Below are 14,269 nucleotides of genomic sequence, written 5' to 3'. Positions count from 1 at the left end.
AAGTCATCCAACCCGAAGCCGGTGGTGGTAACCACCGAAATGATGTTGAACAACGAGACCCTAAACGCGTCAATGAAGCGGTAGTCCAATTGCCAGGTCAGCCACAGCGCCACGGCAAGGCCTGCACTGAATACCAAGAGGGTGAAGCCCCTCACTTGGGCATCGCTCAGCAAAGAGCGGGCTTCGCGTTTTCGCAGCGCTTGAACAAACAGCAGGAACGGCAAGCCACCGGCAAACATGAACACAATCGCCACCCAGTGGGCACTGTTCGAGAAGTGGTTCATCGAGCCATCTGAGGTTGAATAGCCACCAGTCGACAGCGTTGTAAAGGCATGGTTGATTGCATCGAAGGTATTCATCCCCGTCAGCAGGTAACCGAGGAAACATAGCCCAGTAAGGCTGAGGTAGACATTGACGATATTCTTGGCCACGCTCTTGGTCCGTGGTGAGCTTTTATCGGACCAGTCGGAAGACTCGGTTTGGAACAGGCGCATACCACCGACATTGAGCATCGGCAAGATAGCCACCCCCATCACGATAAAGCCTATCCCACCGAGCCACTGCAAGGTGGAGCGCCAGAGCAAGATGCTCGGCGCCATATCATCCAGCCCGCTGAGGACGGTTGAGCCTGTGGTGGTGATCCCCGACATGGTCTCAAAGTAGGCATCGGTGAAGCTTATATGGTTGATAAAGACAAACGGTAAGGCGGCAAAGGCACTAGCAATGGTCCAGACCAGAGTTGTGATCAGGAACATATCCCGCACGCCAAGCTTGAACTCGTTGGTTCGGCCGAATGTCAGGCACAGGAAAGCCACCACATGAGTGATTATGACGGCGGTGGCGAAGTCGATAAACCCTTCGGTCCCGGTGGCGAAGGCCACCAGGGTCGGGACATACATGAATAGGGCGATCTTGGATAAGACCAGCCCGATCACGAACAGAATAGGACGAAAGTTGACCATGTTGGCTACTACAGGAAGAACGGACTAGGTTGGAACAGGCGTTCGACGTCTGGGATGTATTTCTTATCGACCAGGAACATCACCACGTGATCATTTTGTTCGATCACCGTGCGGTCATGGGCAATAAGCACTTCTTCACCACGGACAACCGCACCAATGGTGGTGCCCGGAGGAAGTTTGATCTCACCAACGGCTTTGCCAACCACCTTGGAGGTGCTCGAGTCACCGTGGGCAATTGCCTCGATAGCTTCGGCTGCCCCGCGGCGCAGTGAGGAGACGTTGACGATATCGGCTTTGCGGACATGGGTCAGCAGAGCTGAGATTGTCGCTTGCTGTGGCGAAATCGCAATATCAATGGTACCGCCCTGGACGAGGTCGACATAGGCCCCGCGCTGGATCAGCACCATGACTTTTTTGGCGCCCATCCGCTTGGCCAGCATGGCCGACATAATGTTGGCTTCATCATCGTTGGTCACGGCAATGAACACGTCGATTTGTTCGATGTGCTCTTCGCTCAGCAGTTCCTGATCGGACGCATCGCCACAGAATACAATGGTGTTCTCCAGCATCTCGGACAGGTTTTCTGCCCGCTCGGGGTTACGTTCGATCAGTTTAACACTGTAGTTTTGCTCCAAACGACGGGCCAGACCTGCACCGATATTACCACCACCGACAATCATCAGGCGCTTGTAAGGTTTCTCGAGGCGCTGGAGTTCACTCATGACTGAGCGGATATGGTTGCTGGCAGCGACAAAGAAGACTTCGTCGTCGGCTTCGATAATCGTGGTGCCGCGTGGGCGGATTGGACGGCCCTGACGGAAGATTGCAGCCACCCGGGTATCGACGTGCGGCATATGCTCACGCAGGGCTGATAAGGCGTTGCCGACCAGTGGGCCACCGTAATAGGCCTTGACGGCAACTAGGCCGACTTTGTCCTCGGCAAACCCTACGACCTGCAAGGCACCCGGGTATTCGATCAGGCGTTCGATATAGCCGGTTACCAGCTCTTCCGGAGCGATCAGGTGATCGACCGGCACCGCATCGGACTGAAAAAGTTGGTCCTTTTCCTTGAGGTACTCCGGCGAACGGATACGGGCCACTCGGTTCGGGGTATTGAACAAGGTAAAGGCGATCTGGCAGGCGATCATGTTGGTTTCATCGGAGTTGGTTACCGAAACCAGCATGTCGGCATCTTGTGCCCCGGCTTCGCGCAGAGTGCGGGGATGGCTGGCAAAGCCCTGTACGACACGCAGATCATATTTGTCTTGCAGCTCGCGCAGGCGCTCAGGGTCCTTATCGACGATAGTGATATCGTTGTTCTCGCCAACCAAGTTTTCGGCAAGGGTACCGCCGACCTGTCCGGCGCCGAGAATGATAATTTTCATAGCATATGCCTGATTAATAGAATCGCTGTAGGTTACTACGCTTCGGGATAAGGGTCATGCAGAACTCTGCTCATTTAGAATAACTTAGTTTTCAGCGATAGAAAGCATGCACGCCGAATTACCTGCATAACGTCCCGAAATGTGGACAAAAAAACGGAACTTGAAGGTCAAGTTCCGCTATAGGGTGTTTAACTCGCTTTGTGCATGACGGCGTAGTAGAAGCCGTCCATATCCTGTTCGCCAGGTAATATCTGACGGCCAGGTTGCTGGCGGTCACTGCCGATCAGCTCGGCATCAACGGTACGCTCAAGGAAGGCTTTTACCTGTTCGCTGTTTTCCTGCGGGGTAATCGAGCAGGTGGCGTATACCAAGGTGCCGCCCGGCTTGAGCTGCTGCCACATCGCATCAACAATTTCCGACTGCAACTGGGCCAGTGCGGCAATATCATCGGCGCGGCGTAGCCACTTGATATCCGGGTGGCGGCGGATCACACCGGTGGCCGAACAAGGGGCATCCAGCAAGATGCGGTCGAACAATTCGCCTTGCCACCATTTATCCGGGTAGCGGGCATCGGCACATAATACTTGAGCTGTTAAGTTCAGGCGCTGAAGGTTGTCATGGACCCGCTTGAGGCGGTTGTCATCACAATCGATGGCAACCACTTGGGTATCTGGTTGGCGCTCCATGATATGGGCTGTCTTTCCGCCGGGTGCCGCACAGCAATCAAGGATCAGTTCACCCGCTTGTGGTTGGAGGTATTCAACCGACAGCTGGGCGGCTGCGTCTTGCACTGATACCCAACCATCGGCAAAGCCTGGCAGCTTGCTCACATCGCATGGTGCGTGGAGCTTTAGAGCATCCGGCGCTTCGGTGTGGATATCGGTCTCGATACCGGCTTCGTCAAGCAATGTACGGTAGGCATCACGACTGTGGTGTTGGCGATTGACCCGAAGCCACATCGGTGCCTTGGTGTTGTTTGCCGTGGTGATGCTGTCGATCTGCTCAGGGTAGCTAGCCTTCAAAAGTTTTAGCAACCAGCCTGGGTGGCCGTAACGGCCGGCATCATGGCTGATAGCTTGCTGGTCTAGGCTCTCTTGCTGACGCTGGTAGTTACGCAAAATGGCGTTGATTAGACCTCTAAGCTGCGGCTTTTTCAGATTCTTGGTGGCATTGACCGTTTCGGCAACCGCTGCATGGGCCGGGATGCGCATGTAACCCAGCTGGTAAAGCCCGACAAGAATAAGGTGGTGGAAGACGCGTTGTTTGCCCTTGAGTGGTTTGTCCATGAGTTGCTGGGTGACTGACTCAAGGCGTGGTAGCCAACGCAGTACGCCGTAGCAAATCTCTTGGAGCAGCGCGTGGTCGCGCTCTTTGATATCTTGTTGGGCAGCCGGCAGTGCGGTAGAAAGAGACTGGCCCTGATCAACCACTTGATAGATAACCTTGGCTGCTGCAGCTCTTACATTCATGCAGATTTCCTGATCTATTGACCGGCCTCCAGTCGCTTGCTGCGGTGGAGGCTGGTTGAAAAAAGTAAGGCCAGTGCAAGCACTGGCCCTTGGATGGTTACAGTACCGTGCCGGGTTCGAACCATTCGCGGCGTGAGTTCAGCAGGTCTTGTGCCTTCATCGCTTTTTTGCCCGGAGGCTGGAGCTCGGTCAGGCGCAGTGCCCCTTGTCCGGTTGCCACCAAAATTCCCTGCTTATCTGCAGCGAGAACCGTGCCTGGCACCTTGCCTTGGTTATCGGCTTCGACACTGGCGTGCCAGACTTTGACATTTTGCTCGGCAACCGCAAAGTAGCTCATCGGCCATGGATTGAAAGCGCGGATGCAGCGTTCGATGTGGGCGGCATCATCCGCCCAGTTGATGCAGGCTTCTTCTTTGCTTAGTTTCTTGGCGTAGTTGGCAAGCGTATCATCTTGTTTTTCAGCCACGGCTTTATCATTGGCAATATCAGCCAGGCAATCAACCAAAGCGACTGGACCCAGCTCAGCCAGCTTCTCATACATCGAGGCGCTGGTATCGGTTGCTTCGATAGGCAAGGTGGCAATTTTCAGCATGTCACCGGTATCAAGGCCGATATCCATTTGCATGATGGTTACACCTGTTTCAGCATCACCTGCCCAGATAGAGCGCTGGATCGGGGCTGCACCACGCCAGCGTGGCAGGATTGAGCCGTGGACATTGATACAACCCAGTTTCGGGGTATCCAGTACCGCTTGTGGCAACAACAGGCCATAAGCCACGACCACCATGATATCGGCATCGAGAGCCGCCAACTCTTGCTTGGCTTCGTCTGACTTGAAGTTCTCCGGTTGGTAGACCGGGATACTGTGCTCAAGGGCAATATGCTTTACAGGGCTAGCTGTTAGCTTCTTGCCGCGTCCCGCAGGGCGGTCCGGCTGGGTGTAAACCGCAATGACATCGTGCTCCGAAGACAATAACGCCGCCAAGTGACGGGCGGCGAAATCCGGAGTACCAGCAAAAACAATTTTCAAAGGTTTGCTCAAGGTAGCGTCCTTAAAATCAGGTGGGCGAATTAGGCGTTATTCGCGTGTTTTTCGTTGTAGCGCTTGATCTTAGTCAGCTTGTCTTGAATACGCTTGCGCTTCAGTGGCGACAGGTAATCGACAAACAGTTTACCTTCTAGGTGGTCAAGCTCGTGTTGGACACAGATAGCTAATAGGTCGTCGGCGTCAAAAGTAAACTCTTCACCGTCACGGTTCAGGGCTTTTACCGTGACTTCAGCAGCTCGTGACACGAGTGCACGGGCACCGGGAACAGACAGGCAGCCTTCTTCGATGCCGTCTTCACCGCGCTTTTCGATGATTTCTGGGTTGATCAGTACCATTGGCTCATTGCGCTCTTCCGACAGGTCGATCACCACGATGCGCTGGTGGAAATCCACCTGAGTTGCGGCCAGACCGATCCCTTCCTCGTCGTACATGGTTTCCAGCATGTCATCGACAAGTTTCTGGATCTCAGGCGTTACGGTTTCGACAGGTTTGGCAACGGTGCGCAGGCGCTCGTCAGGGAATGTTAATACTTGCAATACAGACATAGACACTCTTTGTTAAAAGGCAGTACTGATCACTGGGATCGTTTAATTGTTCTAATTCTAGTCATTTTAAAGGGTAAATCATAGTACCCCGTTGCATGGTTCTTATGTGTCTGCGGCTTGCTACCGCTTGGTAAATTGCAATTGTGAGGCTGGAAATAGTGAAGCCTGCCGAAAACTGCGGGCGAACAGACACAGTGTTCTGGACACGGTACAAGGTCAATGACAGCCTGAGCATTTATGCCTAGTGGTGTGGGGGGGATGATGAAGCAGTGGAAAAAGGTGCCTTGGTGGGTAATGTGGTTGGTTGTCGCGAGTATGGGGGGGAGCGTACTTGCTCAATCTGCTGCACTTAGCGTGAAGGAAGGGGCGCCTGCCGTCTATACCGTCAAGAAGGGAGATACCCTTTGGGATATCTCGGCACATTACCTGGCTAGCCCTTGGCGCTGGCCAGAGCTGTGGCAGAGCAACCGTAATACGGTGGCAGATCCCCACTGGATTTACCCCGGCGACCAACTCCACCTGTATTTTATTGATGGCCAACCTCGTTTGCTGCGTAAACCACTGCGCTATTTATCGCCCAAGATCAAAGTGACCCCGAAGCCGGTGACAACCTTGCCAGCTGAGTTGCTTTTGCCTTATCTCGCTGAGGATAAGTTATTGGTGGAGAAGGAGCGGGATAATCTGCCCCATGTGATCGGTGACAGCCTGGCGCAGGGGTATATCGCCAGAGGGGAGACTGTCTGGGTCGACATGCCGTTGGTTGTTGGTGATCGGTGGGGGATTTACCGGCCTGCGCCTGCGCTGGAGCGCAAGTTAGCATCAGGGGAAACCCGCAAAATATCAAGCTTGAAAGAGGTTGCCCGTGGTGAAGTGGTGAGTGTCATAAATACGACCAGCGCAGTGGTGCTGACCGATGCCTACCGGGAAGTCAAACCCAATGATGTGTTGCTCCCTACCCCGTTACCTAAAGAGGAAGGAGTGATGAGCTTCTCTCCCTCTCCCGCCCCGGCAGCAAGTGAGGCCGAGGTTGTAGCCAATATGGGGGGAATGGCATATGTCGCGACCCATGAGGTCGTTGTGCTCAATCGGGGTCACCTTGATGGCCTGGAAGCAGGCCATGTGCTCAGCATCATTCGACCTGGCGCGGGTTATAGCGGTGATAAAGGAACTTATGAATACAGTGATCCTGATAGCCCGCTGTTATCGCCTTTGTTTTTTTCTTCCTCGGAATCAAGCCGGTTGCAAGATATCCTGATCGGTGAGGTGATAGTGTTCCGTCCTTATGAATATTTTAGCCTTGCCGTGGTGACCCGGGCGATCGAACCTTTTAGAGTGGGGGCGCGTTTAGCGTCACCTATAAAAGGTTAAGCCGGAACGATGTCATCGCTTACTGACTGGCTTATCTTGGCCTCGACCCCGCAGCTTGGCGGCTTTCGTATTGGCCGCCTGTTGGAGCACACCTCACCGGCTGAACTGTGTGCGATGTCCGAGCGGGAACGGGCTCAACTCGGATTGAGCGAGCGTCAATGCCAGCATTTTGCATTTCCACCCCAGCAGCGTATTGACCGTTGTCTCGCTTGGCACCAACAGCCCAACCAGCAGATCATTACCCTCGATTCCCTGCTTTATCCGGCCTTGCTCAAAGAAATACCGTCTCCTCCTCCGTTACTGTTTGTCCGGGGTGAGACGCGTAGGCTGCATGAGCCACAGTTGGCGATTGTCGGCAGCCGGGCAGCCAGTATTGACGGTTTGGAGGCGGCCGGAGAGTTTGCTGCTGCCATGGTTGCGGCGGACTACGTCGTGACCAGTGGTTTGGCGTTGGGTATTGATGGTCGTGCCCATTACGGTGCGCTGAAAAATGGCGGTGCTACTGTTGCGGTATTAGGTTCGGGCCTCGACCGTATTTATCCCGCCAAACATCGAGATCTGGCCGGTACGATTGTCGAACAAGGTGCGTTGGTATCGGAGTTTTGGCCCGATGAATCACCGCGTCCCCAGAACTTCCCCCGGCGTAACCGAGTGATCAGCGGGTTATCGGTCGGCGTATTAGTTGTAGAGGCTGAGGAAAAAAGCGGATCTCTGATCACCGCCCGTTATGCGCTTGAACAAGGACGCGATGTTTTTGCGGTGCCTGGCTCGATCCATAACCCAATGAGTAGAGGGTGTCATGCGCTGATAAAAAACGGTGCCAAATTAGTAGAATCGCCGGTCGATATCTTTGAGGATGTCGGAGTACTGACAGAGTGCGCAAAAAGTAGCCAGTCAGTTCATTGTGTCCCACAACCTGAAAATGAAAAATTGCCATTTCCAGCGCTGTTGGCTAACGTAGGCAATGAGGCAACACCCGTAGATGTAGTTGCTGAACGCAGCGGGCTACCCGTTCATGAAGTCATGATGCAGTTACTTGAATTGGAATTGCAGGGAATGGTCGCTGCTGTACCAGGTGGCTATGTCAGAACGAGGAGGGGCTAGTTATGATGGATATCCTAATGTACCTGTTTGAAACCTATATCCACAGCGATGCGGAGCTCTTGGTTGATCAGGATGAACTTTCTGAAGAGTTGCTTCGAGCTGGTTTCCACCAGGAAGATATTTACAAGGCGCTAGAGTGGCTTGAAAAGCTAGCGGCCCTGCAAGAAACCGAAGAAACCCCATATATGAACACCAGTTCAGTGACTGCTATGCGCATATATACGGCGCAAGAAATGTCACGACTGGATGTTACTTGCCGGGGGTTTTTAACCTACCTAGAGCAAATACATGTGTTGGGTGCCGATACCCGTGAAATGGTTATTGATCGGATAATGGCGTTGGAAACCTCAGACTTTAATCTTGATGATCTGAAATGGATTATTTTGATGGTTTTATTCAATGCGCCGGGCAATGAAAGCGCCTACAGCCAGATGGAAGAGCTGCTGTATGGCATGGAAGATGGCTACATACACTAAAACAGTGTAAGTGGGTTGTTACTGAAGATGATTGAGTCGTATGTCTGGAAAAATTAACACCCAGCTGTTTAGTGCCCATGAGCACGCGCTAGACCATGAAAAGCTGTGTCCTCAATGCGGCTCGCCTTTGGCTATGCGCAATGGTAAGCGTGGTCCTTTTCTGGGCTGTACCAATTATCCTGCCTGCGATTATATCAAGTCCCTGGCCCATAATGACGGCCATATCGTCAAGCAATTAGGCCAGCCTTGCCCTGACTGTGGCGAAGAATTGGTATTGCGCCAAGGTCGTTACGGTATGTTCATTGGTTGTAGTGGTTACCCACAATGCCATCATATTGAATCGCCAGAGAAGAAAGCTGAGTCCACCCAAGTCCCCTGTCCACAGTGCCAGAAGGGAAATCTCATCGAGAGGAAGTCACGCTACGGCAAGATGTTTTATGCCTGTGATCAGTATCCGGGCTGCCGCTTTGCGGTCAATGCCAAACCGGTGGAAGGTCAGTGTCAAACGTGTGGTTTTGGTTTGTTGATTGAGAAGAAATTGGCTAGCGGCATCAAGCTGCAATGTGCTGACCGACGCTGTCATGCATACCAAGAGTGAGAGTATCGTTAGGCCTAATGTTAGCCATAAACTGAGACTACAAAAACAAAGCCAGCATGATGCTGGCTTTATTTTTTCAGGCGCTTAACTAACTAGCGGGTTAAGGCTGGAAACGCTACTGGGTCGAGGTGAGCAGCAATCGTGGTTAGTGACGCCGTCAGCTTCTCTTGGGTATCAGCACAGACATTGATATGTCCCATCTTACGGCCTGGGCGCTTTTCTTTACCATACCAGTGAATATGGCACTGAGGATGGCTCAGTAAAGCGCTTGGCAAGCGGTTTTCACCTAGGATATTGATCATTGCCGTCGGGCGTAGCAGTGCAGTACTGCCTAATGGTAAACCGGTCACGGCACGTAAATGGTTCTCGAACTGGCAGGTCTCGGCACCTTGCTGGGTCCAGTGACCGGAATTGTGTACTCGTGGTGCGATTTCGTTGACTAGCAATTTGCCGCCGACATCAAAGAATTCAATGGCCAATACACCGACATAACCCATTGAGTCAGCGAGTGAGCGGAACATCGCTTCGGCTTGGCTTTGCAGGGCTTCGTTACCGGTCATAGCAACTGACAGGCTCAGTACACCATCGGTGTGAGTGTTTTCTGCCAGTGGGTATACTGAAATTTCACCGTTTTTACCGCGGGCGCCGACCAAAGATACTTCACGATCAAACGGGACAAACTCTTCGGCAACAATGGCTTGGTTGTCTGTTTGTGCCATGCACTCAGCCATCTCAGGCCAAATTTTATCGGCATCGGCACGCTGTTTCAGACGCCACTGCCCCTTGCCATCGTAGCCACCTAAGGCACTTTTCAATACCATCGGCAACCCCACGGTGTCCATTGCGGTATCTAAATCTTCACGGCTGTTGATCAGGTGGTATGTGGCATTGGCCACTCCGGCACTGTCGAGTAGTGCTTTTTCAAGGCGGCGATCACCGCCAGCCTTGATGGCGTCAGTGGCCGGCAGGAACTTACCGCTTTGCTCACAGATATCCAATACTTCGTGGGGGATATGTTCGAACTCGGCAGTGATCACATCGGAATACGTGATAGCCGTATTGAGCCCTTTCAGCATTACCTGCTGGGTCAGGGGGTGCACGACGTTGCCAGTACCGACATCATAAGCAAAGACTTCGATGTTCAGTGGTGCGCCAGCCAGTGACATCATTCGGGCAAGCTGCCCTGCACCAAGTACCAGTACTTTCATTATGCTTCCTCGGCCGGATTAGGGTTGGCCAAAATGGTATCGGTTTGCTCTTTGCGGAATGCATCGATAGCGGCCATGACCGTGCTATCTTGGGTTCCGATAATTTGAGCGGCCAGTAGGCCGGCATTGGCGGCACCGGCATCACCGATTGCCAAGGTTCCCACCGCGACACCTTTTGGCATCTGGACAATTGATAGTAGAGAGTCCATCCCTTTCAGGGCGCGAGACTGAACCGGTACCCCAAGTACAGGTAGGCTGGTGAAGGCTGCCGTCATTCCTGGTAGGTGGGCGGCGCCGCCGGCACCGGCAATGATCACCTTGATACCACGGGTGTGTGCTTGCTCTGCGTACTCAGACAATAAGTGCGGAGTACGGTGGGCCGAAACGACCTTGGTTTCATAAGCAATGTTGAAGCGGTCCAGCATTTCAGCAGCATGCTGCATGGTCGGCCAATCTGACTTTGAGCCCATGATGATCCCAACTTTCATCCCGATCTCCTTTGGGGTAACTAAACGGTGAGGTATTAATGCGTGTGCCGCGCATTATACGAGTATTTTTTGTGAAGGAAAACGTTTGCGTCAGGTAAATTGCAACAATGATTAACGTGCATGGAGTTGTTAGTAAGGAGTCGGTAAGATAGGTAAACAGAACGTTACAACTGACGTGAGTCATTTCAAAGAGGTACCTGTGGAGAACCTTAGCCTAGTGGTTGCTGCCCTCCGGCAGCAGGATGTTATTGCATACCCAACCGAAGCTGTCTTTGGTGTGGGCTGCGATCCTGATAGTGAAACAGCCGTCAACAAGCTGTTGGCGCTCAAGCAGCGCCCGATTGAAAAAGGCCTGATCCTCATTGCTGCCAATTACGAACAACTGGCACCCTACATTGATGACAGTGCATTGAGCGAAGAGCAGAAAGCCCGAATTTTTGCCTCCTGGCCAGGGCCGGTAACTTGGGTCATGCCAACTAAGCCGGGTGTCCCGCGTTTTTTGACCGGGCAGTTCGATACGATTGCGGTGCGAGTTACTGATCATCCCCAGGTGCAACAGCTTTGCCTTGCCTTTGGTAAGCCTCTGACCTCAACCAGTGCCAACCTGACAGGCCAAGAGCCTGGACGTACGGTTGCCGATGTTGAGGCCCAGCTTGGTCATCAACTATCAGCGATTTTGCAGGGTGAAACCGGAGGGCGAAACAACCCTTCTGAAATTCGTGATGCCATCACTGGTAATATTTTCCGCCAAGGATAGGATTGAGAGCATGCAACAAGTAAATAAAGAAGCCGTCAAAGCCTTTTTACTGGGTCTCCAAGACAGGATCTGTCACGCGGTTGCCGAGCAGGACGGGCAAGCGGGTTTCGAGCAAGACGAGTGGCAGCGTGAACTCGGAGGTGGAGGTCGCAGCCGGGTATTACGCGAGGGCCGACTCTTTGAGCAGGCCGGTGTAAACTTCTCTCATGTGTTTGGTGCAAAAATGCCAGCTTCTGCTACGGCGCACCGACCTGAACTTGCTGGGCGCAGCTTTGAAGCTATGGGGGTGTCGCTGGTGATCCATCCGCGTAACCCATATGTGCCGACCTCTCATGCCAATGTACGTTTTTTTATTGCAGAAAAAGAGGGCGAAGCGCCGGTCTGGTGGTTTGGTGGCGGTTTTGATTTGACACCGTTCTATCCGTTTGAAGAAGACTGCCAGCATTGGCATGATACCGCCAAAACGCTTTGCCAGCCTTTCGGTGAGTCGGTATATGATGAGCACAAAGCATGGTGTGATAAGTATTTCTTCTTACCCCACCGCAATGAGACCCGCGGTGTAGGCGGCCTGTTCTTCGATGACCTTAATGATTGGGGCTTTGAAAAAAGCTTTTCTTATATGCAGGCCGTAGGTAATGGTTATTTGGATGCGTATTTGCCGATTGTCGAGAAACGCTCCCCTACCCCTTATGGCGAGCGTGAGCGTCAGTTCCAGCTCTATCGCCGTGGCCGTTATGTTGAGTTTAACCTGGTATACGATCGTGGCACCTTGTTCGGCCTGCAAAGCGGTGGTCGCACCGAATCAATCTTGATGTCCATGCCTCCCCTCGCCCGCTGGGAGTATAGTTACGCCCCTGAGCAGGGTTCAAAGGAAGCCGATCTTTATGATAACTACCTTAAGCCTCGAAACTGGTAAGGTGGCTGAAAGGGTTTGAGTCCTAGAATCGGCAGTGATAGGGTCAGTAGAAATACAGGCCCTTTTTATTGGTTTGAAAACACGGAATCCCGGCTGATGGATAAGTATGTTGTTTTTGGCAACCCGATTGCCCAGAGTAAATCCCCTTTTATTCACACCCTCTTTGCTCGTCAGACAGGACAGGACATGCGTTATGAAGCGCAACTTGCGCCGGTAGATGGGTTCAAAGATGCTGCAGATGCTTTTTTTGCCGCTGGTGGACGTGGCTGCAATATAACGATGCCATTTAAAGAAGACGCGTTTACCTATGCTAGCCAGTTGACAGAGCGGGCTCGCCTTGCCGGTGCTGTTAATACCCTAAAGAAACTCGATGACGGCGTTATTCTTGGTGACAATACCGACGGTGAAGGCTTGGTTCAGGATCTGCTCCAGCACAGTACTTTGCTTGAAGGACAAAGGGTCCTGCTGATCGGAGCTGGTGGAGCAGCCCGAGGCGTGGTATTGCCTCTGCTGGCACAGCGTGTAGCATCTTTGACGATTACCAATCGGACGGTATCCAAAGCTGACGCCTTGGTTAAGCTGTTTTCATCTCATGGCAAGGTACAAGCAATGGCTTTGTCCGAGCTAGAAGATGAACAGTTTGACGTTGTTATTAATTCTACCTCGGCCAGCCTCAGTGGTGAGTTGCCTGGGATCCCTGTCAGTTTGATCCGCCCTGAAGTGACCTGTTACGACATGGTCTACGGTGCCGAGTCGACGACCTTCAATGTTTGGGCCAAAGAGCACGGCGCTAGAGTAACGCTGGATGGTCTGGGAATGTTGGTCGGTCAAGCTGCAGAGAGTTTTATGTTGTGGCGTGGCATTCGACCTGGAGCGAAACAGGTGCAGAATGAATTGCGTCGCACACTTCAACAATGAAGAGCCTTATGAACCAAGATATTTTATTTGCTGATATTCAGACGTGGGATAGTGAACGCCAAGCTGTGAACTTCCCCGCCCAACAAGCTGGAGCACTGATACATTGTTGGGTGAGCCTAGCATGGCTTGAGAAGGAATGCGGCCAAACACTTGCTGATGAGGCCGCTGTCCTTACTGCGTTTGTCCAGTGCCGTTTCGACTTGGAAGAAATCGCAGAAACTTTGATTGAAGATGAAGAGTTTAATGCCGATGGTGATATCGATATCGCCTAGCCCCTACCCTTCTGCAAGGTATTCGTTTTTCAGCCTGACATAGTTGCCTGCCGAGCCTAGCAGGAAGGCGCGCTCTTTATCGGTTAAAAGGCGTGCTTGCTTTGCCGGGCTACCTATGTATAGAAAGCCGCTTTTTAGTACCTTGCCTGGTGGTACTAAACTGCCTGCACCAATAATCACATCATCTTCGATAATGGCACCATCCAAAATAATAGCGCCCATACCGACTAAAACACGATGGCCGATTTGGCAGCCGTGTAACATGGCTTTATGGCCAACCGTCACATCATCTCCTATTAGTAATGGATAGCCTTGTGGGTTTTCGGCGCTGGTGCGTGTGACGTGTAGGACTGTGCCGTCCTGAATATTGGTCCTTGCTCCTATCCTGATATTGTTAACATCCCCGCGGGCTGCAACCAAAGGCCAGATGCTGGCATCCTCATTCAGAGTAATATCACCGATGAGAATTGCAGAAGGATCGACATAGGCGCTGGAAGATATAGTGGGATAAGTGTTTTTATAGGGACGAATAGAGTTAACCATAGCGGAGAGCCTTAAAAAATTAAGTTTATATCGTCAGATTAGCCTTGATGTGGCGTAAATAATATCGAAAAACACCGTCTTTGTCTGAATAGTGCACAGTCAGGCTGTAAAGGTGAGTTTTTTTTGAAAATAGCCTTGCCAATGTGATCGAACTCTCTATAATGCGACCTCACTGACACGGAGCACGGCAACTTAAGCCGCTAACCAATCAG

16 protein-coding genes are annotated in these 14,269 nt (G+C 52.3%); 8 read left to right on the top strand and 8 right to left on the bottom strand.

Annotated elements, in window-relative coordinates; all coding sequences use genetic code 11:
* The 5 genes from ACVA58_RS27495 to def form a co-directional block, all read right to left on the bottom strand.
* The coding region (locus ACVA58_RS27495; protein WP_446513436.1) for a TrkH family potassium uptake protein at window positions 1-962 on the bottom strand (962 nt) is incomplete at its 3' end.
* A gap of 8 nt (window positions 963-970) precedes the next feature.
* Window positions 971-2,347: a Trk system potassium transporter TrkA gene (trkA, locus tag ACVA58_RS27490; protein ID WP_107351495.1), complete on the bottom strand. Its 1,377-nt coding sequence runs from the start codon at window positions 2,345-2,347 to the stop codon at window positions 971-973.
* A 188-nt stretch (window positions 2,348-2,535) separates the two neighbouring features.
* A complete protein-coding gene (gene rsmB, locus ACVA58_RS27485; RefSeq protein WP_446513435.1) occupies window positions 2,536-3,816 on the bottom strand; it encodes a 16S rRNA (cytosine(967)-C(5))-methyltransferase RsmB in 1,281 nt (426 codons plus the stop codon).
* A 97-nt stretch (window positions 3,817-3,913) separates the two neighbouring features.
* Window positions 3,914-4,858: a methionyl-tRNA formyltransferase gene (fmt, locus tag ACVA58_RS27480; protein WP_446513434.1), complete on the bottom strand. Its 945-nt coding sequence runs from the start codon at window positions 4,856-4,858 to the stop codon at window positions 3,914-3,916.
* A gap of 29 nt (window positions 4,859-4,887) precedes the next feature.
* On the bottom strand, window positions 4,888-5,409 hold the full coding sequence (gene def, locus ACVA58_RS27475; RefSeq protein WP_446513433.1) for a peptide deformylase: 522 nt from the start codon (window positions 5,407-5,409) through the stop codon (window positions 4,888-4,890).
* Window positions 5,410-5,667: 258 nt separating this feature from the next.
* Between def and ACVA58_RS27470 the strand changes: the two genes are divergently transcribed.
* Genes ACVA58_RS27470 through ACVA58_RS27455 form a run of 4 tightly spaced genes read left to right on the top strand, consistent with a single transcriptional unit; the run spans window position 5,668 to window position 8,955 of the window.
* Window positions 5,668-6,777: a LysM peptidoglycan-binding domain-containing protein gene (locus ACVA58_RS27470; protein ID WP_446513432.1), complete on the top strand. Its 1,110-nt coding sequence runs from the start codon at window positions 5,668-5,670 to the stop codon at window positions 6,775-6,777.
* 9 nt (window positions 6,778-6,786) lie between these two features.
* Window positions 6,787-7,881, top strand: coding sequence for a DNA-processing protein DprA (gene dprA, locus ACVA58_RS27465; protein WP_446513431.1), 1,095 nt, complete (start codon window positions 6,787-6,789; stop codon window positions 7,879-7,881).
* Window positions 7,882-7,883: 2 nt separating this feature from the next.
* On the top strand, window positions 7,884-8,357 hold the full coding sequence (locus ACVA58_RS27460; protein ID WP_446513430.1) for a DUF494 family protein: 474 nt from the start codon (window positions 7,884-7,886) through the stop codon (window positions 8,355-8,357).
* A 40-nt stretch (window positions 8,358-8,397) separates the two neighbouring features.
* Complete coding sequence (locus ACVA58_RS27455; RefSeq protein ID WP_446513429.1) at window positions 8,398-8,955, top strand: topoisomerase DNA-binding C4 zinc finger domain-containing protein; 558 nt, start codon at window positions 8,398-8,400, stop codon at window positions 8,953-8,955.
* Window positions 8,956-9,047: 92 nt separating this feature from the next.
* On the opposite strand, the gene ACVA58_RS27450 is transcribed toward ACVA58_RS27455, so the two are convergent.
* On the bottom strand, window positions 9,048-10,163 hold the full coding sequence (locus ACVA58_RS27450; protein WP_446513428.1) for a 5-(carboxyamino)imidazole ribonucleotide synthase: 1,116 nt from the start codon (window positions 10,161-10,163) through the stop codon (window positions 9,048-9,050).
* Window positions 10,163-10,651, bottom strand: a complete 489-nt coding sequence (purE, locus tag ACVA58_RS27445; RefSeq protein ID WP_446513427.1) for a 5-(carboxyamino)imidazole ribonucleotide mutase — start codon at window positions 10,649-10,651, stop codon at window positions 10,163-10,165. The genes ACVA58_RS27450 and purE overlap by 1 nt, the downstream gene beginning before the upstream one ends.
* 199 nt (window positions 10,652-10,850) lie before the next feature.
* On the opposite strand from purE, the gene tsaC reads away from it, so the two are divergent.
* The 4 genes from tsaC to ACVA58_RS27425 all read left to right on the top strand — a co-directional run bounded on the left by tsaC (window position 10,851) and on the right by ACVA58_RS27425 (window position 13,514).
* A complete protein-coding gene (gene tsaC / locus ACVA58_RS27440) occupies window positions 10,851-11,408 on the top strand; it encodes an L-threonylcarbamoyladenylate synthase type 1 TsaC (protein WP_446513426.1) in 558 nt (185 codons plus the stop codon).
* 10 nt (window positions 11,409-11,418) lie between these two features.
* Complete coding sequence (gene hemF, locus ACVA58_RS27435; RefSeq protein ID WP_446513425.1) at window positions 11,419-12,324, top strand: oxygen-dependent coproporphyrinogen oxidase; 906 nt, start codon at window positions 11,419-11,421, stop codon at window positions 12,322-12,324.
* A gap of 96 nt (window positions 12,325-12,420) precedes the next feature.
* Window positions 12,421-13,242 carry a shikimate dehydrogenase gene (aroE, locus tag ACVA58_RS27430; RefSeq protein ID WP_446513424.1) on the top strand — a complete coding sequence of 274 codons (822 nt, stop codon included), beginning with the start codon at window positions 12,421-12,423 and terminating at the stop codon, window positions 13,240-13,242.
* Between the two features lie 8 nt (window positions 13,243-13,250).
* Window positions 13,251-13,514, top strand: a complete 264-nt coding sequence (locus tag ACVA58_RS27425; RefSeq protein ID WP_446513423.1) for a DUF1488 domain-containing protein — start codon at window positions 13,251-13,253, stop codon at window positions 13,512-13,514.
* Window positions 13,515-13,517: 3 nt separating this feature from the next.
* Here ACVA58_RS27425 and ACVA58_RS27420 read toward each other — a convergent pair whose 3' ends face one another.
* On the bottom strand, window positions 13,518-14,057 hold the full coding sequence (locus tag ACVA58_RS27420; protein ID WP_446513422.1) for a gamma carbonic anhydrase family protein: 540 nt from the start codon (window positions 14,055-14,057) through the stop codon (window positions 13,518-13,520).
* Between the last annotated feature and the right edge of the window lie 212 nt (window positions 14,058-14,269).

The sequence above is a fragment of the Photobacterium sp. DNB22_13_2 genome (assembly GCF_052873915.1).
Note: the sequence above shows the minus strand (reverse complement) of the source record. Positions and strands in the feature narration are given on the sequence as shown.

What these genes read in the sequence shown, in the direction of transcription:
- trkA (WP_107351495.1), bottom strand. Translation starts at nt 2,347, where the DNA reads ATGAAAATTATCATTCTCGGCGCCGGACAGGTCGGCGGTACCCTTGCC.
- rsmB (WP_446513435.1), bottom strand. Translation starts at nt 3,816, where the DNA reads ATGAATGTAAGAGCTGCAGCAGCCAAGGTTATCTATCAAGTGGTTGAT.
- def (WP_446513433.1), bottom strand. Translation starts at nt 5,409, where the DNA reads ATGTCTGTATTGCAAGTATTAACATTCCCTGACGAGCGCCTGCGCACC.
- ACVA58_RS27470 (WP_446513432.1), top strand. Translation starts at nt 5,668, where the DNA reads ATGATGAAGCAGTGGAAAAAGGTGCCTTGGTGGGTAATGTGGTTGGTT.
- dprA (WP_446513431.1), top strand. Translation starts at nt 6,787, where the DNA reads ATGTCATCGCTTACTGACTGGCTTATCTTGGCCTCGACCCCGCAGCTT.
- ACVA58_RS27460 (WP_446513430.1), top strand. Translation starts at nt 7,884, where the DNA reads ATGATGGATATCCTAATGTACCTGTTTGAAACCTATATCCACAGCGAT.
- ACVA58_RS27455 (WP_446513429.1), top strand. Translation starts at nt 8,398, where the DNA reads ATGTCTGGAAAAATTAACACCCAGCTGTTTAGTGCCCATGAGCACGCG.
- ACVA58_RS27450 (WP_446513428.1), bottom strand. Translation starts at nt 10,163, where the DNA reads ATGAAAGTACTGGTACTTGGTGCAGGGCAGCTTGCCCGAATGATGTCA.
- purE (WP_446513427.1), bottom strand. Translation starts at nt 10,651, where the DNA reads ATGAAAGTTGGGATCATCATGGGCTCAAAGTCAGATTGGCCGACCATG.
- hemF (WP_446513425.1), top strand. Translation starts at nt 11,419, where the DNA reads ATGCAACAAGTAAATAAAGAAGCCGTCAAAGCCTTTTTACTGGGTCTC.
- aroE (WP_446513424.1), top strand. Translation starts at nt 12,421, where the DNA reads ATGGATAAGTATGTTGTTTTTGGCAACCCGATTGCCCAGAGTAAATCC.
- ACVA58_RS27425 (WP_446513423.1), top strand. Translation starts at nt 13,251, where the DNA reads ATGAACCAAGATATTTTATTTGCTGATATTCAGACGTGGGATAGTGAA.
- ACVA58_RS27420 (WP_446513422.1), bottom strand. Translation starts at nt 14,057, where the DNA reads ATGGTTAACTCTATTCGTCCCTATAAAAACACTTATCCCACTATATCT.